We start from the raw sequence: 23622 nt of genomic DNA on the forward strand, positions 1-23622 counted from the left end.
CTCAAGCTCATCACATCGCTGGCACGGTTGTTTTGCTTGGCATTTTTATGCTGCCGTGTTGGCGAAGAGGAAGATCTTGCAGGGCTGCCATTTTCGGGTGCCCTGCACCCCCGAAAATGGCGATCGGTCCGGGCATGCGGCGGGGTGGCGTGGTGCCAGGTTGGAAGATCTGCTTGGTTAGAGTTGATGCATGCGAAGATGATGCGTAGCTCAGCTCTAGGTATAACAAAATCGTAGCTCGAGAGATCTTCTGTTCATTCCCGATGCCACAGCCTTCGCATGCCAATCACGAACGCTATGCACGGGCGCGCCCGTAGGCGCCCGTGCATAGCAGCCCTGCAAGATCTTCATCCTTGCAGAAGCCAGTTCCTACGAAGCCTACGAAGACCAGCCGTGCCAGCGACGGAGGGAATCAGAGACGCCTCGACGTCCAATAGCACTCAATCCCCCGCTCTGCAACGTTCAATAGCACTCCCCAATCAGCAAGCCATCTAAACTGGCCACAATTGAAAACCTAAACCGCTAAGAACAGGGTGATTCAAGCCCGCCTAATTGGCAGCAGCGAGCAAGGCGTCGAGTTTGACCGCATCGGCTGAGAACAAACGAATCCCCTCGGCCAATTTTTCCGTCGCCATCGCGTTGGCGTTCAACTCGGTGCGGAACCAGATCTCGTCAGCCGTGCGGTGCGCCGGGACATCCGAGCCGATGTTGTCGACACTCAGGCGCGCGGGTACATCGCCTTCGGTCTGATCCAATTCGGTGAGCAATTCCGGGCTGATGGTTAGCAGATCGCAACCGGACAAGGCCCGGATCTGGCCGGCATTGCGAAAGCTCGCTCCCATGATCTCGGTCGCGATGCCGTGACGCTTGTAGTAGCGGTAAATCTCGGTGACGGACTGCACGCCGGGATCGTTTTCCCCCGCACGTTCGGCCTCGACCCAGTCGGCGCCTGCGGCTTTTTTGTACCAGTCGTAGATACGTCCCACAAACGGCGAGATCAATTGCACGCCTGCGTCGGCGCATGCCATGGCTTGTGGCAGAGAGAACAGCAGCGTCAGGTTGCAGCGAATGCCGTCGGCTTGCAGGGCGCGGGCAGCCTGGATACCTTCCCAGGTGGACGCGATCTTGATCAGCACGCGTTCGCGCGCAATGCCGGCTGCCTCATAGAGCGCGATCAGGCCACGGCCCCGCTCAATGGTGGCGCGGGTGTCGAACGACAGGCGCGCGTCGACTTCGGTCGACACGCGGCCCGGTACGATTTTCAGAATTTCGCGGCCAAAGGCAACGAGCAATCGATCCGTCTGTTCGGCCGCTGACGCGCCTCGGTGATCTTGGACAACCTGTTGCAACAACGGCCGATAGGCGTCTTTCTGGACGGCCTTCAGGATCAGCGACGGGTTGGTCGTAGCGTCAGTCGGGCGTAATGCCCGCATGGCTTCGAAATCGCCGGTATCGGCAACAACCGTGGTGTGACTGCGTAAAGCTTCAAGCTGGCTAGACATGGGACGGGTCGGCGTAGGCAAAGGTTGACAATAAAGAGCTAGGGTATCACTACGCGCAGTCCCTTTTTTTGACAAAAAGTACCGCCATACGGCGTTTTCGGCGCTTTGCCCTGACGGAGTATTTATTACATTTTTTGGGGATCCAGCAGCCAAAAAAGCGGCTCCGGGCCTTGATTGGCGCGGTTTTCGGGGGAAAACGGCCCGACAGGGTATAATTACAAGGTTTGATTATCGATTCTGAAACCGGGGTTTACTGTGCTGCCGCAACTTTTTCCCGAGGGCGCTGATCGCTTCCCTCCTGCAATTCTAGCTTTGGCGGACGGTACCATTTTCCGAGGCGTGTCCATCGGCGCGCCGGGTCACACAGTCGCCGAGGTCGTGTTCAACACGGCCATGACAGGCTACCAGGAAATTTTGACCGATCCTAGCTACAACGGCCAGATCGTCACACTGACATATCCGCATATAGGCAATACCGGCGTCAACGCCGAGGACGTCGAAACCTCTCGCGTCCTGGCGTCGGGCCTGGTGGTGCGTGACTGCCCGTCGCGCGTCTCGAATTTCCGTGCGACGCAATCGTTGCCCGACTACCTGGCTGCCCAGGGCGTGGTCGCGATTTCGGGCGTGGACACGCGCAAACTCACGCGTATTTTGCGTGACGGCGGCGCTCAGGGCGCTTGTATCCTGGTCGGCGACGACGCCGATCGCGCCGTCGAATTGGCTGGAGGCTTTCCCGGCATGGCCGGCCAAGACCTCGCCAAGGTCGTGTCCATCAAAGACTCGCTCGACTGGAAACAAGGTACCTGGCAATTGGGCGAGAGCTTTACGTCGCCTGCCCAAGACCGTTTTCACGTGGTCGCGTACGACTTCGGCGTGAAATACAACATCTTGCGCCTGATGGCCGACCGTGGCTGCCGTATCACGCTGGTGCCGGCCCAGACGTCTGCCGAAGACGTGCTCAAGCTCAACCCGGATGGCGTGTTCCTGGCAAACGGCCCTGGCGACCCAGAGCCTTGCGACTACGCGATTGAGGCGACCCGTGTGTTCCTCGAACGCAAGATCCCGACGTTCGGTATCTGCCTGGGGCACCAGATCATGGGCCTGGCTGTTGGCGGCAAGACGGTCAAGATGAAGACCGGCCACCATGGCGCGAACCACCCGGTGCAGGACCTGCAGTCCAAGCGCGTATTCATCACCAGCCAAAACCACGGCTTCGGTGTGGATGCAGCGACGCTGCCTGCCAACTCGCGCGCGACCCACGTGTCGTTGTTCGACGGCACCTTGCAGGGTTTTGAGCTGACCGATCGTCCTGCTTTCTGCTTCCAGGGCCACCCCGAGGCCAGCCCGGGCCCGCACGACATTATCGTGCTGTTCGACAAATTCATCAGCCTGATGGCCGGCCAGAAGAAATAAATACCGCATTATGCCCAAGCGTACAGACCTAAAAAGCATTCTCATCATCGGTGCCGGCCCCATCATCATCGGGCAGGCATGCGAATTCGACTATTCCGGCGCTCAGGCGTGCAAGGCGCTCAAGGCCGAGGGTTACCGCACCATTTTGGTGAACAGCAACCCCGCCACCATCATGACGGACCCGGAAACGGCCGATGTGACCTACATCGAGCCCATCACCTGGCAGGCGGTGGAAAAGATCATCGAGCGCGAAAAACCCGATGCGCTGCTGCCCACGATGGGCGGTCAGACCGCATTGAACTGCGCGTTGGATCTCGCCCGCCATGGCGTGCTGCAAAAGCACAACGTCGAGCTGATCGGCGCCAACGAACACGCCATCGAAAAGGCCGAAGACCGCCAGAAATTCAAGCAGGCCATGACCGACATCGGTCTGGAGTCAGCCAAGTCGGGCGTGGCGCACAGCATGGACGAGGCCTGGGAAGTCCAGCGCCGCATCGCCAGCGAAACCGGCACGTCGGGTTTCCCGACCGTGATCCGCCCCAGCTTCACGATGGGTGGCTCGGGTGGCGGTATCGCCTACAACGCCGAAGAATTCGAAACCATCTGCCGTCGCGGCCTCGAGGCCTCGCCGACCAGCGAACTCTTGATTGAAGAATCCCTGTTGGGATGGAAAGAGTTCGAGATGGAAGTCGTGCGCGACAAGGCCGACAACTGCATCATCGTCTGCTCGATCGAAAACCTGGACCCCATGGGGGTACACACCGGTGATTCCATCACGGTGGCGCCTGCTCAGACGCTGACCGACAAGGAATACCAGATCATGCGTAACGCATCCATCGCGGTGCTGCGCGAGATCGGTGTCGATACCGGCGGTTCGAATGTGCAGTTCGCGGTCAACCCGGACAATGGCCGGATGATCGTCATCGAGATGAACCCGCGCGTGTCGCGTTCGTCGGCACTGGCCTCGAAGGCCACCGGTTTCCCCATCGCCAAGGTCGCTGCGCGCCTGGCCGTGGGTTACACCCTGGATGAGCTGCGTAACGAGATCACCGGCGGCGCTACGCCGGCCTCGTTCGAGCCGTCCATCGACTACGTGGTCACCAAGGTGCCGCGTTTCGCGTTCGAAAAATTCCCGCAAGCCGATTCCCGCTTGACCACCCAGATGAAATCTGTGGGCGAAGTCATGGCGATCGGCCGTACGTTCAAAGAGTCCTTCCAAAAGGCCCTGCGCGGTCTGGAAGTCGGTGTCGACGGCCTGAACCAGAAAACCACCGATCGCGAAAAACTGCAGATCGAGTTGGGCGAGCCGGGTCCAGAGCGTATCTGGTACGTGGGTGATGCGTTCGCACAAGGCTTCACCCTGGAAGAAGTCCACCAGATCACGCACATCGATCCGTGGTTCCTGTCGCAGATCAAGGAAATCGTCGACATCGAACTCGCGCTCGAGCAAAAGACGATGGCCGATCTGGACTACGACACACTGTGGCACCTCAAGCGCATGGGCTTCTCGGATCGCCGCCTGGCGTTCCTGCTGGATTCCGTTGAGTCCGAGATCCGCAAACTGCGTCATCAGTTGAATGTGCGCCCGGTCTACAAGCGCGTAGACACCTGCGCTGCGGAATTCGCCACGCGCACCGCCTACATGTACTCCACGTACGAAGACGAATGCGAGGCGCAGCCGACCGATCGCAAAAAGATCATCGTGCTGGGGGGCGGCCCGAACCGTATCGGCCAAGGTATCGAATTCGACTATTGCTGCGTGCATGCGGCATTGGCGTTGCGCGAAGATGGTTACGAAACCATCATGGTCAACTGCAACCCCGAAACCGTGTCCACCGACTACGACACGTCCGACCGTCTGTATTTCGAGCCGTTGACGCTCGAAGACGTATTGGAAATCGTGCACAAGGAAAACCCCGTTGGCATGATCGTGCAGTACGGCGGCCAGACGCCGTTGAAACTCGCACGTGCGCTCGAGGCCAATGGCGTGCCCATCATCGGCACCAGCCCCGAGTCCATCGACGTTGCCGAGGACCGTGAGCGTTTCCAGAAACTGCTGAACAAGCTCGGCCTGCGCCAGCCGCCCAACCGTACCGCGCGTACCGAAGGCGAGGCTCTGGCCCATGCCGCCGAGATCGGTTATCCCTTGGTGGTGCGTCCCAGCTACGTGCTGGGCGGCCGCGCGATGGAAATCGTGCACGAGCAGCAGGACCTCGAACGCTATATGCGCGAGGCGGTCAAGGTCAGCAACGATTCCCCCGTGCTGCTGGATCGTTTCTTGAATGATGCGACCGAAGTCGACGTGGACTGCCTGGCCGACGGCGAAACCGTGTTCATCGGTGGCGTCATGGAACACATCGAGCAAGCCGGCGTGCACTCGGGCGACTCCGCCTGCAGCCTGCCGCCGTACTCGCTGTCGCCTGAGATCATCGCCGAGATCAAGCGCCAGACCTCGATGATGGCGCGTGCGCTGAACGTCAGCGGCCTGATGAACGTGCAGTTTGCGATCCAGGGCGGCGACGTCTATGTGCTGGAAGTCAATCCGCGCGCATCGCGTACGGTGCCTTACGTGTCCAAGGCCACCGGCCTGCAACTCGCCAAGATCGCGGCTCGCGCGATGGCTGGGCGTACGCTGGCCGATCAAGGCATCACGCGCGAAGTCGTGCCGCCGTATTACTCCGTCAAAGAGGCTGTGTTCCCGTTCGTGAAATTCCCGGGCGTGGATACCATTCTGGGACCGGAGATGAAATCGACCGGCGAGGTCATGGGCGTGGGCATGAGCTTTGGCGAGGCTTTCGTCAAGTCGCAGCTTGCAGCTGGTGTGCGCTTGCCCGAAAACGGCACCGTCTTTATCAGCGTGAAAGACCAGGACAAAACCCGCGCCGTCGAAGTCGCGCGTGGCTTGCACAACCTGGGCTTCAAGCTCGTGGCGACCCGTGGGACGGCCGCGCAGATTTCCGCTGCCGGCATTCCGGTGCAAATGGTCAACAAGGTCACCGAAGGCCGTCCGCATATCGTGGACATGGTCAAGAACGGCGAGATCTCGCTGGTGATCAATACCGTCGAAGAACGCCGCAATGCGATTGCCGACTCGCGTACGATCCGTACGCAGGCGCTGGCCGCTCGCGTGACGTTCTTTACGACGATCGCCGGTGCTCGCGCCGCGGTCGAGGGTATGCAATACCTGCGCCAGGGCCTCGGCCTGCAGGTGTATCCGCTGCAAGAACTGCACGCCAGTTTGCCTCAGCAATAAGTACGCTCATCGCGTTGCGGTAAAAACAGGCCCATAAAGGGCCTGTTTTTATTTCTGGCTCTACTATCATTGACGAATATTCTCCTGGCCCATGTACGGGTCGATCTTGCGAGTTGCTATGACAGCGGTTTTTATTACGGGTGCGTCCAGTGGTCTAGGCCGGGCTTTGGCGTGGCGTTATGCCCGTTCAGGTGCCACGCTCGGCTTGGTCGCGCGACGGGGTCAGGCGCTGCGTGAGTTGGCAGACGAGTTGCCGGGACAACATCTTTGCTACGCGTTGGATGTGCGCGATCGCGACGCGTTGCATGCGGCTGCCCAGGATTTTTTGGCAGCGAATGACGGGCGAGTCGATGTGGTCATTGCCAGTGCGGGAATCAGCGCAGGCACGCTGACCGAATACACGGAAGACTTCGACGTTTTCAAGGCCATTGTTGACACGAATCTGCTGGCTACCGTCGCCACGTTCGAGCCTTTTATCGAATCGATGAAGCGGGCGCAAAACGGCCGGCTCGTCGGCATTGCCAGCGTTGCGGGCATCCGAGGCTTGCCCGGCGCGGGCGCCTACAGTTCTTCTAAGGCCGCGGTGATCACCTATTGTGAAAGCCTGCGGCTGGAACTCGCGAGCGCGGGAGTCAGCGTGGTCACGATTGCCCCAGGCTACGTAAAAACCGCGATGACCGAGAAAAATCCCTACGGTATGCCGTTTCTGATGGAAGCCGATGCATTCGCTGCCCGCGCTCAGGTGGCTATCGAACGCGGCGTGTCGTATACCGTCATCCCTTGGCAAATGGGCGTTGTGTCAAAGCTCATGCGCCTGCTGCCGAATTGGGTCTACGATCGCGCGGCACGCAATGCGCCGCGCAAACCGCGCAAGTAATGGCTGTGAATCGGTCGCGCCTTACGGCACGACGTCGCTGGCGGATTCCATATCCAGGTGCGCAATGTCGCCCCATTCGAGGACCTGCCATTGGCGCCCCTCGATGCCGATGCGGTTGATGCTGGCGTTGAGTAATGGCACAGGACGCGGGCCGTCGAGGGCCACGCTGGAAGCTTGACGCCAGATAATGTCCAGCACGCCGCCGTGCGTGACGGCGAGGATGCGTTCGTTGGTGTGGCGTTGCGCGAGATCGTTGACGGTGGCGATGACGCGGGCTTGGAATTGGCCCAGAGATTCACCGCCTTCGATGGGGCGGTGCGGGTCGCGGCTTTTGCGGGCGGCTGCAGCCTCGGGGGCGAGTTCGTCGATGCGTGCCAGGTCCAGTCCTTCCAGCACGCCGAAGCCGCGTTCGCGTATGCCGGGTTCAGTGCGTATGCGCAGGCCCAGTTCGGCGGAAATAGGCTCAGCGGTGGTGTAGGCACGTTGCAAATCGCTGCTGTAAAGCGCGTCGAAAGTCTGTTCGACAGTGGCCATGCGTGCGGCCAACTGAGCGGCTTGTTCGCGCCCGCTAGCGTTGAGTTCGATGTCTTGCCAGCCTTGCAGGCGGCCTTCGCGGTTCCAGGAGGTTTCTCCGTGGCGAATAAACCAGATTTCAGTCATGCGAGTGGTGGTGAAGGGTAGGCCCGCAATGGGCGGTAGGCTATAGGGTAACCCGGTTGGTGGTTTGCTCGGCCGTGGCCTCGGGTTCCGCAGGCAGTCGTCGCGATTTCCAGATTTTCTGCATGAGCGAAATCAACGCGACCAGCACAGGTTCGCTGGCGCGTTCGTGGGGCATCATGAATCCTAATGTGGCATCGGCGCGAGCCTGCCCCCAGACGATGAACTCTCCGCCGGCAGCGCCCGCCAGAGCGGTTTCCTCCCGGAGCAGGGCGCAGCCGGCGCCGGCTCGGACCAGTGCATCCAGGTTCGCCTGGTCGTCGTGCTGCATGACGATGCGCGGGGCCAGGCCATGCCGTTCGAACATGTCGCGCAGCAATAAATGGGTGTGACTGCCGGCCGGACCATCCAGCCAGGGAAGCTGCGCGACTTCGCGCCAACCGCCGCGCTTGAGCGAATTGGCCAGCGACACCGGCAGTGCGATCCGGTAGCGGACGCTGCGTAACGGCATCCAATGCACGGCGCGAGGCGGGTTGGCGGCGATGGTGAGCGCAGCATGCAGCCGGCCGGTGCTGATGTGCTCGTGCAGGACCGAGGTAGGCAGTGTCAGGGTCTTGAGTTCGATGAGTGGCAGTTGTTCCCGCACCGCTGAGGCGAGCTCACCCAGCCGCAGAAAATCCGGCTGTTCGCTGGGAACGCCTAGATCGACGGCGCCGTGCAGGCTGCCCTGTAGTTGTTGCGCCTCGGCTTTGAATTGAGCGCCCAGGACAAGTAGGGACTCTGCAGTCGGCAACAGCACCTCGCCGGCTTTGGCCAAGGTCAGGCGGCCTGCGGCGCGCTCGAACAGCGCGACGCCAAGGCTTTGCTCCAGGGCTTTTATCTGGGCTGTGACGGCGGGCTGCGTGAGCGAGAGGGCATCCGCAGCCTTGGTCAGGTTGCCCAGGCGGGCAACCGTGACAAAGGCGCGGATTTGATAGATCTCCATGACGGCGATTATGCCGCCAGCAGACGAATCTGAGAGGGCTCCAGTCCGATCGAGACAGGCGACCCGACCGGAAAGGGCGACAGGCCCGCCAGATGGGACTGATCGGCAGTAACGCGATGATCGCCCACCTGTACCTGATAGCGGGTGAATTCGCCCAGGAATTCGCTGGTTTCCACCACACCAGGCAGCCAGACGTAGCGTGCATCTCCCAGGCCATCGGCCATGTCGATCTGGACCGTGTGCGGGCGGAAACTCGCGGCGAGCTTGTCGGAATCCGGAGCTTCGTTTGTCAGGGGCAGATGCAGGTCGCCCACGCCCGGTACGGCCAATATCAGATTGCTGCGGCTACGTTCGCGCACGGTGCCCTCCAGGACGTTCATCGTGCCGACGAAGTTGGCGACGAAGCGATTGACCGGGAAATCGAACAGCGTGGTTGGCGCACCGATTTGCTGCACGACGCCGTGATCCAGCACCGCCATACGGTCGGCCGTGGTCATGGCTTCCTCTTGGTCGTGGGTCACGAAAATGGTCGTGATGCCCAGGCGGCGTTGCAGGTTGAGCAAGTCCTGGCGCATCTGTACGCGGAGCTTCTTATCCAGATTGGATAGCGGCTCGTCCAGCAACAGCACCTGGGGCTCAATGACTATCGTGCGTGCCAGCGCGACGCGTTGTTGTTGTCCGCCGGATAATTGATTCGGCCTGCGGTTGCCGTACTGCGACAGGCCCACCAGATCCAGCGCGGCCTCGACTTTGTTGCGTATCTCGGCACGCGGCAGGCGGCGCTCGACCAGTCCAAACGCGACGTTGTCCCATACGGTCATGTGCGGCCACAAGGCATAGTTCTGGAACACCATGCCGATATTGCGGCCCCACGGCGGCGTGTTGCCAATGTCCTTGCCGTCGATCAGCAGTTGGCCATGGCTTTGTTGATTAAAGCCGGCAATCAAGCGCAGCAGGGTGGACTTTCCCGAACCTGAAGGACCGAGCAAGGCGAAAAACTCGCCCGGCTCGATGTGAATATTGACGTCTTTCAGGACTTCGGTTTTGCCGTAGGAGAGCCGGATATTACGGCATTCGACGCTGACTTTTTTCATCGTTATTCCTCATTGCGCGCGGGGCGTTGGCGCGCCGACGCGCGCTCGACCAACAAATGCGATACGTATGTGCCGATGCCGACTGCGATGACGGCCAGTACGCCTAGCGCAGCGCCGGGACCGCGTCCGGCAGCGCTTTGCATGTAGAGATAAATGCCATAGCTCATGGGGGCCTGGCTGTCACGGGTCACCAGCATGATGGTCGCCGACAATTCCACCGCTGCCGTGACGAAACTGGTCACAAAACCGGCCAGCATGCCGCCGGCCATCAGCGGCACGACCACTCGCCGGATGGTGCGCATCCGGTTTGCCCCCAGCGATTCGGCGGCTTCCTCCAGCGAGACATTGATTTGCTGCAGCGCCGCCACGCACGATCGCAATGCGTACGGCAGCCGCCGCACCGAATACGCGATCATGATGAGCAGCCACGACGATGTGATCAAGGTGCCCGTCAACGGAAACTCGAGCCCGCGGAAGGTACGCAGCATGCCGATCGCCAACACGATGCCCGGGATGGCCAGCGCGGCAGACGCGAGAAAATCCAGCCATTGGCGGGCTGGCAGGCGCGTACGCAGCATGAGATACGCAATTGCGGTCCCCAGGATCACGTCCACGCCTGCCGCCAGGCCGCAATAGAGCAGCGTGTTGGTGATCATGCCGTGCGATTCGGTAAAGATCGCGGCATAGTGTTCCAGGGTATAGCCATCAGGCAGCGGGGCATAGCTCCATACCGTAGCGAGCGATAGCAGCAGCACCCCGAAATGAGGTGACAGCACCAACAGCAAGACCAGCGCGATCCAGCCATAGGCGAGGATGCTTTCTCCGGTGTTGAGTTTGCGTTTCTGGATCGAGCTGCCGCCTTTTTGCAAAGTGGAGTAGTCCTTGCCTTTGAGGACGCGCGCCGATAGCCATAGCGCCAGAATGGAAAAGGCGATCATGATGACGCTGATCACATAACCCAACGGGTCTTCCAGGCCGACTTGAGTGATGCGCAAATAGGCTTGCGGCGCCAGCATATTGGTGGTGCCCAACACCAGCGGCGTGCCCAGATCATCAAAAACTTTCACAAACACGAGCGACGTGCCCGCGACATAGCCCGGCAGGGCCAGCGGAAAAATCACGCGGCGAAACAGCCGAAAGCCACGGGAGCCCAAGTTGAAAGCGGCTTCTTCCATGGACCCGTCGATGTTGCGCAATGCGACGACCAGGTTCATCAGGATGAACGGAAAGTAGTGCAATGACTCGACAAAGATGACCCCGTTCAGGCCGTCCATGAACGGGATGGTGAACCCGAACCAATCATCCAGTAATAGATTCACGGTGCCTGACCGGCCAAAGATCAGCTGCATCGCCACTGCGCCGACAAAGGGCGGCATGATCAGCGGCAGTACGCCGAGCGTCTGAATCAGCAAGGCGCCGCGAAACTCAAAGCGCACGGTGAAATACGCCAACGGCACGGCAATGAGCGAGGCCAACAGTGCTGACCAGCCCGCGACATACAGGCTGTTGAAAAAGGCCTCTTGCATCAGCGGCTGGGCGAAAAAAGCACCAAAATGCCCGAGCGTGAAGCTGCCATCGGCGTTGATAAAAGCGGTGTAGAACACGGTGCCCACTGGTACCACTAAGAACAGGCACAGAAAGGCCAGTACCAGTAGCGCCGTCAACAGCGGACCGGCGGGCAGGCGCGAGCGGCTCGCGAACGTCATCAATTGCTCCGAGAAAGCCCCGCGAGGTCTACGCGGGGCAGGATGTCAAAACATCATCGCAACAGCTTGTGCTGCCATTACAGCGCGGCGGCTTGCCGTGCCAGTTTGACCGCTTGCTCGTAGTTCGCCTTGGCCTTGCCGCTCCATTCGCCTTCGAGTTGGGTGATCTGCTTGTTGGTCGAGGCGTCTTTCTTGTCGCGGGTAAAGACTTTCAGGAACTCCGGATCTGCCGCCGTCTTGGGATCGATCAATGGCGACCATGCCAGCTTGCGGGCCTGGTCCAGCAGTTCGGCGGCCTGGCCTGTTTTTGCCTTGTCGCCGAGTTTTTGCTCGGCTTCGTAAATGGCTTTGGTAGCGGCCTGCAGATCGCTCAAGCGGAACGTGATGGTCTGGTCGAATAAGGCTTGGACGACGTAATAACGTGTCTGGGACAAGTCGGCATCGAAATGCACTTTGCTGCGCTGGGCGATTTCAGCCGGGTCTGGATAACCCTGCGGGATTTTTCCGGCCAAATCCTTGTACGGCAATACCGGCAGTCGCGAAATCTTGGGCTCTAGCAGCAGCTCCTGCCCCGCTTTGCTGAGCGTGAAGGCGATGAATTTCTTGCCTTCCTCGGTATTCTTGGCGCCCGCGATCAGCGCAATATTTGCGGGAACGACCGAAGTTTCAGACGGATAGACGAACTCGACCGGGAACTTGGAGTATTTGCTGGACAGGCCAAAAAAATCGATGACCGGGCCTGCGCCGAATTGGCCATTGTTCACCCCATCGGGAACACCGAACGATCGCTCCGTCATCTGGCTGGCGTTACCCGACATGCGCAGCAGCGTTTGCCACCCATCGGCCCAGCCTTCGCCTTGCAGTATGGTCTCGACGGTCAAGTGCATGGTGCCCGAGCGCGAGGGCGCGGTCATGCCCAGGTGGCCAAACCACTGCGGCGCCAGCAGGTCTTTCCATTCGACTGGCGGCGTGAGTTTGTGGGCTTTGATGTACCGGGTGTTGTACATGATGCCGTAGCCGGCCAGGGCCTGGCCCATGTACAAGCCGCCCGGATCGTTGATGGGATAGCTGCCGATTTTGTCCGGGACTTCGGCATTGGCGGCGTCGGGCGCAGGGCTCAGCAGTTTTTCGCGGCCCAGTACTTCAAAGGCATCGGGAGCGCTGGCCCAGAAGACCTCGGGCCGCTGGCCTGCTGGCGTCTCGCGTACGTAGGCAATGCCTGAGACCGTGTTTTTATTCAGGATTTCCAGCGTGATGCCGGGGTTGGCTTTCTCGAATGCTGATTTATACGCCTGAGTCAGGTCCTTGGGAAAAGACGTGATGACCGTGACGGTGCCGGCCAGCACGGGCGCGCAGGCAGCCAGCAGGGCTGACGCGAGGACAGTGCGCATGAGGGGCATGATTTGTCTCCGTAGTGTTTTGAAATTGTTGGAACAAGGTAGCGACGGAGGTGCCCAGCGTCCAATCACAAATTTTGATGCGGCCCATTAGTCTGCGTGGTTTGCTGCAACGCATTTGAGTGTGTGCCGGTCTGTCGATGGCGGGCTTGTTTGTTCACTATGATCAGCGTCTTCCCGTTCGCGGGCTTAACCGGATTGCCGGCAAACGCGCGGCCCCCTACACTTCGCCCGCCGATTAATTATTCCTGTCTTGATACAGGGGATTTCATGCCGAATTCTTATTTTCCGCGTTGGAAGCTGGCCGACGATTCCGTGCCTGGCGCTGTCATCGCGCCGGATGAGCGCTTGTCCGGGCCCAAAAACATTGCCATGGGCGCTCAACACGTGGTGGCCATGTTTGGCTCGACCGTATTGGCGCCGCTGATCATGGGCTTTGACCCCAATGTTGCCATTCTGATGTCGGGGATCGGCACGCTGATCTTTTTCCTGTTTGTGGGCGGCAGGGTGCCGAGCTACCTGGGATCCAGCTTTGCTTTTATCGGTGGCGTGGTGGCCGTCACAGGCTATGCCGGATCGGGCCCGAACGCCAATATAGGTGTAGCGCTAGGTGCGATCATTGCGTGCGGCCTGGCCTATACCGTGATCGGAATCATCGTGGCCGCGGCCAATGCGCGGGGCGATGGCGGCGCCGCCTGGATCGAGCGTCTGATGCCGCCGGTCGTAACGGGCGCGGTGGTGGCGGTGATCGGACTGAACCTGGCGCCTATCGCAGCCAAGGGTGCGATGGGCAGTTCGGGGTTTGAAACGGGGATGGCGGTCGTGACCGTGCTGTGCGTGGGCGGGATTGCCGTCTACACGCGCGGCACGATTCAGCGTTTGCTGATCCTGGTGGGGCTGCTCTTGGCGTGCCTGATCTATGCGGTGTGCGCCAATGGCCTGGGGCTGGGCAAGCCCATCGATTTTTCGGGCGTTGCTGCGGCGGCATGGTTCGGCCTGCCTCATTTCGCCGCACCCGTATTCAAGGCCGACGCCATGGGCTTGATCGTACCGGTCGCCATCATCCTGGTGGCCGAGAACCTGGGGCATATCAAGGCCGTCAGCGCCATGACGGGACAGAATCTGGACCGCTACATGGGGCGCGCCTTCATTGGCGATGGGGTGGCCACGATGGTGTCCGGCGCCGTCGGCGGAACAGGGGTGACTACCTACGCGGAAAACATCGGCGTGATGGCCGTGACGCGCATCTATTCGACGCTGGTATTTGTGGTGGCGGCAGTGATCGCGATCCTGCTGGGGTTCTCGCCGAAATTCGGCGCACTGATTCAAACGATTCCGGGCCCGGTGCTGGGCGGTATGTCAGTGGTCGTATTCGGGCTGATTGCCGTCGCGGGCGCACGGATCTGGGTGGTGAGTCAGGTCGATTTCAGCGATAACCGTAATCTGATCGTGGCTGCCGTGACCTTGGTATTGGGGGCCGGCGATTTCACGATCAAACTCGGGGATTTCACTCTGGGGGGCATCGGTACCGCTACGTTCGGCGCGATCATTTTGTACGCTTTGTTGCAACGCAGCGGCCGTCAGGTGGTGTAAATCTACATAGATTTTGCGTGCTGGCTTGCCTGGAATGAGGGGGCTCGCATGGCTTGCAATTCTGGCGGATTTTGACCACAATGAGGTCTTGCTTGCCCCGGTTCCAAATCCGAGCCGGGGTTTTGTTTTGGTCGCCGGCACGCGTAGATGTGCCTAATGGCTGACCGGGACGCACGGCCAGATACCCTACTAATAAATCGGGCCCGATACCGTTCCTGCCTGTTTGATCTTTAGTTTGTATCATTGGCTTGTCCCGCCATCGTGGCGATGGACCTGAGTCTGATTGCATTTTTTTTTACCGAAACGCTCCCATTCGGGGCGTTTTCTACTTTTTGTTGGGAAACGACATGTCTGCCATTCCTCTGACCGCGCGCGGAGCCGAGCGTTTGCAAGCCGAATTGCACAGGCTGAAAACTGTTGAGCGCCCCTCCGTGATCAATGCTATTGCCGAGGCCCGTGCCCAGGGCGATCTGTCGGAAAATGCCGAGTACGATGCCGCGCGCGAGCGCCAAGGCTTCATCGAAGGCCGCATCTCAGAACTCGAGGGCACGCTTTCCAATGCGCATGTGATTGATCCGGCGGCATTGAATGCAGAAGGCCGCGCCGTGTTTGGCGCGACGGTGGATATCGAGGACCTGGATTCGGGCGATCGCCTGTCCTATCAGATCGTGGGGGATCTCGAGGCCGACATCAAATCCAACCTGATTTCGGTGTCCAGCCCGGTCGCTCGTGCGTTGATCGGCAAATCCGAAGGCGACGTGGTCGAGGTGAAGGCTCCTTCGGGCATTCGCGAATACGAAGTCCTGAGCGTGCGCTACCTGTAGTGTGATGGATATCCGCCCCAAGCGATGCCAGGCCGGTGGGTGTGGGCGTTGAGTTGGGGCCGGCCTGTTGCCAGGCCAGCTTGCTTCACTGTCTTACTTTTTGGTGGTCTTGCGTCCTGCCGAGGCGCGCAGCCCGCTGCGGGCGCCGGCTCGCAGGCTGAGCGCGCTACCAGAGCGGCGCGGAATGCCATGCGATGTGGTGCTGGATTTTTTCTTGGTCGTCGGACGCATCGGACGGCCAGCGCTATTGAGGTCATCCCGCCCCAAAAAGGATTTTTTGGCCGACACTTCAGGCGCGGCTCGTTTGCGAGCGGGCGCGGATTTGGACAGGGTTTTGCCCTCGGCCGCCATTTTCTTGGGGGTATGAGGCTCGGATGCCTTGCGACGTGCGGGGGTGCCTTCGGCCGGCGCAGAGGCTACATTACCGGGCAGCGGGCGGAACAAGATCAATATCTTGCCCAGATGATGCACCGATGCGCACGACAGCGTGTCGCAAATGGTCGCCAGCATGGCCTCGCGTTCGTCGCGGTCGGCGCCGCCTGCGCGTACCTTGATCAGCCCATGGGATGTCAAGGCGCGGTCGATTTCTTTCAAGACCGCGTCGGTCAGCCCGTTGTCTCCGATCAGGACGACCGGATTGAGGGGGTGGGCGGCCGAGCGCAAATCGCTGCGCTCGCGTGAGGTGAGTTCTAATATAGGCATGCGTGGAATTGTACGGTAATGGCCAAAAAGAAATTCTCTAAAGACTGGATACACCAGCACATTAACGACCCTTATGTGAAGATGGCGCAACAAAAGGGCTATCGGGCACGTGCTGCGTTCAAATTGATCGAGATCCTCGATGCCGAAAAACTGATGCGTCGGGGCAACATCGTGGTCGACCTCGGCTCGGCGCCAGGCAGCTGGTCACAGGTGGCGCGCGAGCGTCTGGCCGGCCCTGGGGGCACGGTCGACGGCCGCATTATCGCGCTGGATCTCCTGCCTATGGAACCTGTCGCTGGCGTCGAATTCATCCAGGGTGATTTTCGCGATGACGACGTTTTGCAACAGTTGCAAGAATTAGTGGGCGGCCAGCCGATAGACCTTGTTATTTCGGACATGGCCCCCAACTTGTCGGGAGTTGGTGTTGCCGATTCGGCTCGCATTCAGCATGTTTGCGATCTGGCGCTGGAATTTGCCTGCAACCACCTCAAGCCCGACGGCGCGCTGATCGTCAAGGCTTTTCACGGCAGCGGTTTTTCGCAGATCGTGCAAAGCTTCAAACAGCGCTTCAAGCGTGTGGTGGAACGCAAGCCCAAAGCCTCCCGGGACAAGTCCTCGGAGACTTTTCTAGTGGCGCGTGACCTGAAACTTTAGGTTTTTTGACAATGATGTATCAGGCGCCTATCGGGCTTTCAGACGGAACCCCTCCCGACAGGGTAGAATGAACTATTGACATACTTGTGACTGTGCCATATGCGCGGGGGTGCGGTCACCGGTCGGAATCAAAAGCAGGAGATCGACCTTGAACAACTCATTTTCTAAAGTCGCGGTCTGGATGGTGATCGCACTGGTCCTGTTCACGGTATTCAAACAGTTCGATGGGCGTGCGCAATCGCAAGACGGCGTGAGTTACACCCAGTTCATGGAGGATGCCAAGGCAGGCCGTATTCGCAAGGTAGACGTGCAGGCGGATGTTCTGTATGTCACCCCTGATACGGGCCGTTCGTACACCCTGACGTCGCCGGGCGACATCTGGATGGTGTCCGATCTGCTGAAGTACGGCGTGGACGTCTCGGGCAAAGCCCGCGAGGAGCCGTCCCTGCTGATGAGCATCTTCGTATCGTGGTTCCCAATGCTGCTGTTGATCGGCGTCTGGGTATTTTTCATGCGACAGATGCAGGGCGGTGGCAAGGGCGGGGCGTTCAGCTTCGGCAAATCGCGTGCCCGTATGCTGGACGAGAACACCAACCAGATCACGTTTGCTGACGTGGCTGGCTGCGACGAGGCCAAAGAAGACGTCCAGGAACTGGTCGATTTCCTGCGCGATCCCACCAAATTCCAGAAACTCGGCGGCCGTATTCCGCGCGGCGTGCTGATGGTCGGTTCGCCCGGTACCGGTAAAACCCTGCTGGCCAAGGCCATCGCTGGCGAAGCCAAGGTCCCGTTCTTCAGCATTTCAGGTTCTGACTTCGTCGAAATGTTCGTCGGTGTGGGTGCTGCCCGCGTGCGCGACATGTTCGAAAACGCGAAAAAGCAGGCGCCTTGCATCATCTTTATCGACGAAATCGACGCCGTGGGCCGCCAGCGTGGCGCAGGCCTGGGCGGCGGTAACGACGAACGCGAGCAGACGCTGAACCAGATGCTGGTGGAAATGGACGGCTTTGAGTCGGGCCAGGGCGTGATCGTGATTGCCGCGACCAACCGTCCCGATGTGCTGGATCCTGCTTTGCTGCGTCCGGGCCGTTTCGACCGCCAGGTCGTGGTGCCGCTGCCCGACATCCGTGGCCGCGAACAGATTCTGCGCGTGCATATGCGCAAGGTCCCGCTGTCGACCAACGTCGATGCCAGCATCCTGGCGCGCGGTACCCCGGGCTTTTCGGGTGCCGACCTGGCCAACCTGGTCAACGAGGCCGCCTTGTTTGCAGCGCGCCGTAATGGCCGCACCGTCGACATGACCGACTTCGAAAAGGCCAAAGACAAGATCATCATGGGTGCCGAGCGCCGCTCGATCGTCATGCCCGAAGAAGAACGCAAGAACACCGCGTACCACGAGTCCGGTCATGCCATCGTGGCGCGCATGCTGCCCAAGACTGATCCCGTGCACAAGGTCACCATCATCCCGCGTGGCCGTGCGCTGGGCGTGACGATGCAGTTGCCCGAAGGCGACCGCTACAGCATGGACAAGGACCGCCTGCTGAACACGATTGCTGTCCTGTTCGGTGGCCGTATTGCCGAAGAAATCTTCATGAATCAGATGACGACAGGCGCTTCGAATGACTTTGAGCGCGCCACCGCCATCGCCCGCGACATCGTCACCCGTTATGGGATGACGGACGAATTGGGCCCCATGGTTTATGCCGAAAACGAAGGCGAGGTGTTCCTGGGCCGCAGCGTGACCAAGACCACCCACATGTCCGAAGCCACCATGCAAAAGGTGGATTTCGAAATCCGTCGCATCATCGACGAGCAATACGGCGTGGCGCGCAAGATCCTGGAAGATCACCGCGATATGGTCGAGGCAATGACCCGCGCGCTGCTCGAATGGGAAACCATTGACGCGGATCAAATCGAGGACATTACCTCGGGCCGTCCGCCGCGTCCGCCCAAGACGCCGCAAGGTCCGGCAGATAGCACCGATACGCCGCCCTCCGGGTTGGCGCCGGGTGGCAGCAGTACGCCGGCCGCGGTCTAAGCTGCTTTCGAGTTTCTATCGTTTTATATGGCCAACACCTTTCTGTGCGGGCGCTTCGAGTTTGATCTCGAGCGCCCGCTCGTCATGGGCATTGTCAATATCACGCCCGATTCGTTTTCCGACGGTGGCCAGCACGCAGATACCGACGCGGCGGTCAGCCATGCGCGACGCTTGATTGACGAGGGCGCGCAGATTCTGGATCTAGGCGGCGAGTCCACGCGGCCAGGGGCCGAACCTGTCTCGGCCCAGGACGAGCTGGCGCGTTTGCTGCCCGTCATCGAGGCGCTGCGCGACTGTGGTGTCCCGCTTTCCATCGATACCTTCAAGCCAGAGGTCATGCGCGCTGTGCTGGACGCGGGCGCCGACATGATTAATGACATCTACGGTTTTCGCCAGCCTGGGGCTATTGACGCCGTGGCGCAGTCGCGCTGCGGGCTGTGCATCATGCACATGAAAGGCGAACCCGGCACGATGCAACGGGCGCCGGAATATACCGATCTGCTTGGCGAGATCGGCGTATTTCTGGGGGCTCGCGCGCAACGTCTGCGGGCCGCCTGGGTCGATCCGCGGCGTATCGTCCTGGACCCGGGCTTTGGCTTTGGCAAAACGGCGGATCACAACTATCAACTATTACGCAGGCTCTCCAGTCTGCGCGTATCCAGTTATCCATTACTGACAGGGTTGTCACGCAAAACCATGATCGGTGACGCCACCGGCAAGCCCGTGGCCGATCGCCTGGCCGGCAGTATTGCCGGTGCGCTGGCCTGCGTGGCGCACGGATCCTCGATCGTGCGTGTGCACGATGTGGCGGAGACGGTAGATGCCCTGAAAGTCTGGTACGCATCTGAACAAGGAGCTATTCGAGCATGACACAACGCAAGTATTTCGGGACTGACGGAGTGCGCGGCGAGGTGGGCGGCGAGGTGATCAATGCGGCTTTCGCTTTGCGTCTAGGGTACGCGGCAGGACGCGTTCTGGCACGCCAGTACAGCGAGCGCGGCCACGGCCGCCCGCAAGTGGTGATCGGCAAGGACACGCGTATTTCCGGTTACATGCTTGAATCGGCGCTGGAGGCGGGCTTGTCCGCGGCGGGTATCGACGTGTTGCTGGCCGGGCCGTTGCCAACGCCAGCCGTTGCATACTTGACCCGTACCTTCCGTCTGGCAGCCGGTATCGTGATCAGCGCGTCGCACAATCCTTATCAAGACAACGGCATCAAGTTTTTTTCGACTCAAGGTATGAAATTACCCGACGAAGTCGAGGCCGAAATCGAAGCCGAGCTGGATGAGCCCTTGGGTTGCCTGGGGTCCGAAGCACTAGGCCGCGCCCGTCGAATGCAAGACGCGCAGGGCCGCTATATCGAGTTTTGCAAAAGCACGTTCCCCAACGAGCTGGACTTGAATGGCCTGAAGATCGTTGTCGATGCCGCGCATGGTGCCGCGTATAACGTCGCACCTCACGTATTCCGCGAGTTGGGTGCCGATGTGCACGCCATCGGTGTTTCGCCCGACGGTTTCAACATCAACAAAGGCGTGGGGGCATTGCATCCCGAATCGTTGGTGAAAGTCGTCCAGGCGCGTGGCGCGGACCTGGGCATTGCCCTGGATGGCGATGCCGATCGGCTCCAGATGGTCGACGGCGAGGGCCGCATCTATAACGGCGACGAGCTGCTGTACGCCATCGTGCGCGAACGCATGATGCAGGGTCCAGTGGCTGGTGTGGTCGGTACCTTGATGACCAACTATGGTTTCGAGCGGGAAATGCAGCGCCTGGGCGTTGGTTTCGAACGCGCCAAAGTCGGCGACCGCTATGTGCTGGAGCAAATGCAGGCGCGCGGCTGGCTGTTCGGGGGCGAGAGCTCCGGACACCTGTTGTGCCTGGATTGCCATACCACTGGCGACGGCATCATTGCCGCCTTGCAAGTGCTGACGGCTTTGCGCCGCAGTGGCGAGAGTTTGTCGCAATGGTTGGGCGATTTGCGCATGTATCCACAAAAGATGATCAACGTCGCCTGGACGCCGGGAACCGACTGGAAATCGCATTCGGGCCTGGTGGTGGCAGCGCAAGCCGTCGAAGCCGAATTGGCAGGGCGTGGCCGTGTGCTCATTCGAGCGTCCGGTACCGAACCTAAATTGCGATTGATGGTCGAAGCAGAAGACGCTGCTTTGGCTGAGGCCAGCGCTGAAAAATTGGCGGCCAGTCTCAACTGATTCTGTGTCGCGATCATAAAAAGGGGGGCCGGGTCCTGATGGAGCCGGCCCTTTATTCGTCAAACGAGTTTGTTTGATTTATTTTGATTTATATTGATTTAATTCGAGATTGTTCGGATGGGCGTAAACTTCATGGTCATGTCATATTTTTGTCAGAAGCCTGACATATCCGGCCTCCACACTGTGCATACCTCAAGGAGTCCTGCGCAATGCTCGAATTAGCACGTATCGATGCCCGGCGTGACAACGCCGAACCCTGGACGGGTTCTGCCTCGCACGTCTTGGTCGTGGGCTTGGCGAGCACGGCCGATGAGGTCGAGCAGATTCAGCGCCTGCGGTATACCGTTTTTACCGAGGACATGGGGGCAGTGTTCCCCGATGCGCAGGATGGCATCGAGCAAGACCGCTTTGATCCGTGGTGCGAGCACTTGATGGTGCGAGAGCTCGACACCGGCAGGGTCGTGGGTACTTATCGCATCTTGACTCCGGAAAAGGCGCTCGCAGCGGGCGGCTATTATTCCGAGTCCGAATTTGATCTGTCCGGCCTCGGGGCGCTGCGTGGCGAGTTGGTCGAAGTCGGCCGTTCTTGCACGCATGCTGCACACCGTAGCGGCGCTGCCATCATGTTGCTGTGGTCCGGTCTGGCCGAGTTCATGCGCCGCGGCGGCTATCGCTATATGCTGGGTTGTGCCAGTGTCAGTCTGCGTGATGACGGCGTGACGGCTGCCGAGGTATGGCGCAATATCGCCAGTCACTTGAAAGATCCAGATGCCCCGCGCGTCGAGCCGCTGCATCGTTATCCCGTCGAGCTCTTGAACAGCACCTTGCCCGCGCGCGTCCCGCCGCTCATCAAGGGTTATATGAAGCTGGGTGCGCGTATCTGCGGCGAGCCTGCCTGGGACCCGGATTTCAACGCCGCGGATTTTCCGGTTCTGTTGGACATGACCCAGATGGACAGCCGTTACCGGCGCCATTTCGGGCTGGATCCCGTTGCTGCCGAGGTGATTTGATCATGCGAGGGCTGCTCTCAAGGAAACGCGGAGTTGCCCCCAAATCCCTTTCTGCCCGTGCAGGGCGGAGTGGGCGCAGCCCCGTTCAGAGGGCCCTCAGAAGACTGCGCATCCGGCTCATTCGGCGGGCCACGCGCCCGTTCCGGCTAGAACTCAAGCAGCTCGAACGAGAAACCGACTTTTCGCCATTCTGATTCTTCGGCGCGCAAGGTAAAGTCGCTGAGCGGGTGCTTGGTCAGCCAGTCCTGCTTGACTCGAACCACGATCGATTCGCCTCGAACCGACACGCTCAACGGCAGTTGAGGAATGTCGGTACGGCGGCGCATCAGCAACACTGCCAAGCGCAGGCACAGGATGGCAATCCATTGGCTGCGGTCTCGGACGAGGGGTTCGAGTTTGACCAGCTTGCCCTGATGCCCCAGCGCCAACAGCGCCAGCAGTTGCTGGTCTGCCCGGGAAAAGCCGGGCATGTCGGCATTGTCCAGCACGTAGGCGGTGTGCTTGTAGTAGGCATTATGGGCGATTGACAGCCCCACTTCATGCAGATTGGCGGCCCAGCCCAATGCGTTGCGCAGCTCGCTGTGACCTTCGTCAGGAGCATAAATCGAGTCGAAAAATGTCACCGCGGCCTGGCGTACACGTTGGGCCTGATTGTTATCTATGTGATAACGCTTCATGAACTGGTGAACGGACTCGTCGCGCTTGTCGTGGGCAGCGTCGCGGCCCAGCAGGTCATACAGAACCCCGACACGCAGTGCGCCTTCGCCAGTGTGCATCCGGTCGATGCCCAATTCGTCAAAGAGGGCGCTCATGATGGCCAAGCCGCCGGGCAGCACGTCTGCCCGTTCCAGCTTGATACCGGGGAGTTCCTCGGGAATGACCTGGCCCGAGCGGATGATGCGTTCTTTCAGTTTGTTCAAGCCCGCGCGCGTGATGGCGTCTTCGGAAAAACCGCATTCCGTCAGGATCGCGTACAACGCCTTGGCCGTACCCGAGGACCCATACGCCTCTTTCCAGCCGGTCTTGCGGTATTGCTTGGCGATGACTTCGATTTCCCGGCGTGCCATGAGCTCGGCTTGCTTCATCTGATGGGCATCGACGACGCCATCGGGAAAAAACTGCCGGCTGTAGCTGACACAGCCCATATAGAGCGATGACATCAAGCCCGGCTCAAAGCCCTTGCCGATGATGACCTCTGTCGAGCCGCCGCCGATGTCGATCACCAGCCGCTTGTTGGCCGATGGCGGCAGGGAATGCACTACGCCCAGATAAATCAACCGGGCTTCTTCGCGCCCGGCAATCACCTCGATCGGAAAGCCCAGCGCCGCCTCGGCGCGGGGCAGAAACTCCTGGGTATTCCGGGCGACGCGAAACGTATTGGTCGCGACGGCGCGCACCCGGCTGGGATGAAAGCTGCGCAGGCGTTCGCCAAAACGCTCCAGGACTGACACGGCGCGATCCACCGCCTCGTCGCTGAGCCGCTTGTCCTGATCCAGTCCCGCGGCCAGCCGTACGGTTTCTTTGAGGCGGTCGATCTGATAGATCTGGGGACCGCCTTCTTGTTGGACGACCCGTCCGATAGACAGGCGAAAACTGTTGGAACCGAGGTCTACGGCGGCCAGGAGGTGGTCCATGCGGGATGTCGATAAGGCTGTAAGAGCGCCAATTATAAGGAACCGATGTGACAGCGCCCCATAATCGCCAACG

Annotated in this window: 18 protein-coding genes; 10 read left to right on the forward strand and 8 right to left on the reverse strand. The window is 60.2% G+C overall.

Annotation, left to right across the window (positions count from 1 at the left end; translation table 11 throughout):
- Positions 1 to 548: 548 nt before the first annotated feature.
- Positions 549 to 1502: a transaldolase gene (gene tal, locus ACYVIT_RS09010; RefSeq protein WP_415807838.1), complete on the reverse strand. Its 954-nt coding sequence runs from the start codon at positions 1500 to 1502 to the stop codon at positions 549 to 551.
- Positions 1503 to 1757: 255 nt separating this feature from the next.
- Between tal and carA the strand changes: the two genes are divergently transcribed.
- The 3 genes from carA to ACYVIT_RS09025 all read left to right on the forward strand — a co-directional run bounded on the left by carA (position 1758) and on the right by ACYVIT_RS09025 (position 7045).
- Entirely contained in the window at positions 1758 to 2915 is a 1158-nt protein-coding gene (gene carA, locus ACYVIT_RS09015) for a glutamine-hydrolyzing carbamoyl-phosphate synthase small subunit (RefSeq protein ID WP_415807839.1), read from the forward strand.
- Between the two features lie 10 nt (positions 2916 to 2925).
- Positions 2926 to 6168 carry a carbamoyl-phosphate synthase large subunit gene (gene carB, locus ACYVIT_RS09020; RefSeq protein WP_415807840.1) on the forward strand — a complete coding sequence of 1081 codons (3243 nt, stop codon included), beginning with the start codon at positions 2926 to 2928 and terminating at the stop codon, positions 6166 to 6168.
- Positions 6169 to 6286: 118 nt separating this feature from the next.
- Positions 6287 to 7045, forward strand: a complete 759-nt coding sequence (locus ACYVIT_RS09025) for an SDR family oxidoreductase (RefSeq protein ID WP_415807841.1) — start codon at positions 6287 to 6289, stop codon at positions 7043 to 7045.
- A 21-nt stretch (positions 7046 to 7066) separates the two neighbouring features.
- Here ACYVIT_RS09025 and ACYVIT_RS09030 read toward each other — a convergent pair whose 3' ends face one another.
- The 5 genes from ACYVIT_RS09030 to ACYVIT_RS09050 form a co-directional block, all read right to left on the reverse strand.
- Positions 7067 to 7705 (reverse strand): histidine phosphatase family protein, encoded by a 639-nt coding sequence (locus tag ACYVIT_RS09030; RefSeq protein WP_415807842.1) that lies wholly within the window; start codon positions 7703 to 7705, stop codon positions 7067 to 7069.
- 40 nt (positions 7706 to 7745) lie between these two features.
- Complete coding sequence (locus tag ACYVIT_RS09035; RefSeq protein WP_415807843.1) at positions 7746 to 8687, reverse strand: LysR family transcriptional regulator; 942 nt, start codon at positions 8685 to 8687, stop codon at positions 7746 to 7748.
- Between the two features lie 8 nt (positions 8688 to 8695).
- Complete coding sequence (locus tag ACYVIT_RS09040; RefSeq protein ID WP_415807844.1) at positions 8696 to 9781, reverse strand: ABC transporter ATP-binding protein; 1086 nt, start codon at positions 9779 to 9781, stop codon at positions 8696 to 8698.
- 2 nt (positions 9782 to 9783) lie between these two features.
- Complete coding sequence (locus ACYVIT_RS09045; protein WP_415807845.1) at positions 9784 to 11487, reverse strand: ABC transporter permease; 1704 nt, start codon at positions 11485 to 11487, stop codon at positions 9784 to 9786.
- A 77-nt stretch (positions 11488 to 11564) separates the two neighbouring features.
- Positions 11565 to 12887, reverse strand: coding sequence for an ABC transporter substrate-binding protein (locus ACYVIT_RS09050; protein ID WP_415807846.1), 1323 nt, complete (start codon positions 12885 to 12887; stop codon positions 11565 to 11567).
- Between the two features lie 267 nt (positions 12888 to 13154).
- On the opposite strand from ACYVIT_RS09050, the gene ACYVIT_RS09055 reads away from it, so the two are divergent.
- Together ACYVIT_RS09055 and greA are read left to right on the forward strand one after the other, a co-directional pair.
- Positions 13155 to 14477 (forward strand): solute carrier family 23 protein, encoded by a 1323-nt coding sequence (locus ACYVIT_RS09055; RefSeq protein WP_415807847.1) that lies wholly within the window; start codon positions 13155 to 13157, stop codon positions 14475 to 14477.
- 347 nt (positions 14478 to 14824) lie between these two features.
- Positions 14825 to 15301 carry a transcription elongation factor GreA gene (gene greA, locus ACYVIT_RS09060; protein ID WP_415807848.1) on the forward strand — a complete coding sequence of 159 codons (477 nt, stop codon included), beginning with the start codon at positions 14825 to 14827 and terminating at the stop codon, positions 15299 to 15301.
- A gap of 93 nt (positions 15302 to 15394) precedes the next feature.
- Here the strand turns inward: greA and ACYVIT_RS09065 are convergent, their stop codons facing one another.
- A complete protein-coding gene (locus ACYVIT_RS09065) occupies positions 15395 to 16003 on the reverse strand; it encodes a YhbY family RNA-binding protein (RefSeq protein WP_415807849.1) in 609 nt (202 codons plus the stop codon).
- Between the two features lie 18 nt (positions 16004 to 16021).
- Between ACYVIT_RS09065 and ACYVIT_RS09070 the strand changes: the two genes are divergently transcribed.
- The 5 genes from ACYVIT_RS09070 (at position 16022) to ACYVIT_RS09090 (ending at position 21915) form a co-directional block, all read left to right on the forward strand.
- On the forward strand, positions 16022 to 16657 hold the full coding sequence (locus tag ACYVIT_RS09070) for an RlmE family RNA methyltransferase (protein ID WP_415807850.1): 636 nt from the start codon (positions 16022 to 16024) through the stop codon (positions 16655 to 16657).
- A gap of 148 nt (positions 16658 to 16805) precedes the next feature.
- Positions 16806 to 18695 (forward strand): ATP-dependent zinc metalloprotease FtsH, encoded by a 1890-nt coding sequence (gene ftsH / locus ACYVIT_RS09075; protein WP_415807851.1) that lies wholly within the window; start codon positions 16806 to 16808, stop codon positions 18693 to 18695.
- Positions 18696 to 18722: 27 nt separating this feature from the next.
- Positions 18723 to 19565 (forward strand): dihydropteroate synthase, encoded by an 843-nt coding sequence (gene folP, locus ACYVIT_RS09080; protein ID WP_415807852.1) that lies wholly within the window; start codon positions 18723 to 18725, stop codon positions 19563 to 19565.
- Positions 19562 to 20905 carry a phosphoglucosamine mutase gene (glmM, locus tag ACYVIT_RS09085; protein WP_415807853.1) on the forward strand — a complete coding sequence of 448 codons (1344 nt, stop codon included), beginning with the start codon at positions 19562 to 19564 and terminating at the stop codon, positions 20903 to 20905. Before folP ends, glmM begins: the two co-directional genes overlap by 4 nt.
- A gap of 209 nt (positions 20906 to 21114) precedes the next feature.
- Positions 21115 to 21915, forward strand: coding sequence for a GNAT family N-acetyltransferase (locus ACYVIT_RS09090; RefSeq protein WP_415807854.1), 801 nt, complete (start codon positions 21115 to 21117; stop codon positions 21913 to 21915).
- Positions 21916 to 22061: 146 nt separating this feature from the next.
- Here the strand turns inward: ACYVIT_RS09090 and ppx are convergent, their stop codons facing one another.
- Positions 22062 to 23549, reverse strand: a complete 1488-nt coding sequence (gene ppx / locus ACYVIT_RS09095) for an exopolyphosphatase (RefSeq protein ID WP_415807855.1) — start codon at positions 23547 to 23549, stop codon at positions 22062 to 22064.
- Between the last annotated feature and the right edge of the window lie 73 nt (positions 23550 to 23622).

The organism is Bordetella muralis (assembly GCF_054781015.1).

Excerpts from the sequence above, each read along its gene's own strand:
- ACYVIT_RS09040 (WP_415807844.1), bottom strand. The coding sequence starts at position 9,781 with ATGAAAAAAGTCAGCGTCGAATGCCGTAATATCCGGCTCTCCTACGGC.
- ACYVIT_RS09090 (WP_415807854.1), top strand. The coding sequence starts at position 21,115 with ATGCTCGAATTAGCACGTATCGATGCCCGGCGTGACAACGCCGAACCC.
- ppx (WP_415807855.1), bottom strand. The coding sequence starts at position 23,549 with ATGGACCACCTCCTGGCCGCCGTAGACCTCGGTTCCAACAGTTTTCGC.
- ACYVIT_RS09030 (WP_415807842.1), bottom strand. The coding sequence starts at position 7,705 with ATGACTGAAATCTGGTTTATTCGCCACGGAGAAACCTCCTGGAACCGC.
- ACYVIT_RS09035 (WP_415807843.1), bottom strand. The coding sequence starts at position 8,687 with ATGGAGATCTATCAAATCCGCGCCTTTGTCACGGTTGCCCGCCTGGGC.
- ACYVIT_RS09050 (WP_415807846.1), bottom strand. The coding sequence starts at position 12,887 with ATGCCCCTCATGCGCACTGTCCTCGCGTCAGCCCTGCTGGCTGCCTGC.
- glmM (WP_415807853.1), top strand. The coding sequence starts at position 19,562 with ATGACACAACGCAAGTATTTCGGGACTGACGGAGTGCGCGGCGAGGTG.
- ACYVIT_RS09070 (WP_415807850.1), top strand. The coding sequence starts at position 16,022 with ATGGCCAAAAAGAAATTCTCTAAAGACTGGATACACCAGCACATTAAC.
- ACYVIT_RS09055 (WP_415807847.1), top strand. The coding sequence starts at position 13,155 with ATGCCGAATTCTTATTTTCCGCGTTGGAAGCTGGCCGACGATTCCGTG.
- ACYVIT_RS09045 (WP_415807845.1), bottom strand. The coding sequence starts at position 11,487 with ATGACGTTCGCGAGCCGCTCGCGCCTGCCCGCCGGTCCGCTGTTGACG.
- tal (WP_415807838.1), bottom strand. The coding sequence starts at position 1,502 with ATGTCTAGCCAGCTTGAAGCTTTACGCAGTCACACCACGGTTGTTGCC.
- ACYVIT_RS09065 (WP_415807849.1), bottom strand. The coding sequence starts at position 16,003 with ATGCCTATATTAGAACTCACCTCACGCGAGCGCAGCGATTTGCGCTCG.
- ACYVIT_RS09025 (WP_415807841.1), top strand. The coding sequence starts at position 6,287 with ATGACAGCGGTTTTTATTACGGGTGCGTCCAGTGGTCTAGGCCGGGCT.
- carB (WP_415807840.1), top strand. The coding sequence starts at position 2,926 with ATGCCCAAGCGTACAGACCTAAAAAGCATTCTCATCATCGGTGCCGGC.
- folP (WP_415807852.1), top strand. The coding sequence starts at position 18,723 with ATGGCCAACACCTTTCTGTGCGGGCGCTTCGAGTTTGATCTCGAGCGC.
- greA (WP_415807848.1), top strand. The coding sequence starts at position 14,825 with ATGTCTGCCATTCCTCTGACCGCGCGCGGAGCCGAGCGTTTGCAAGCC.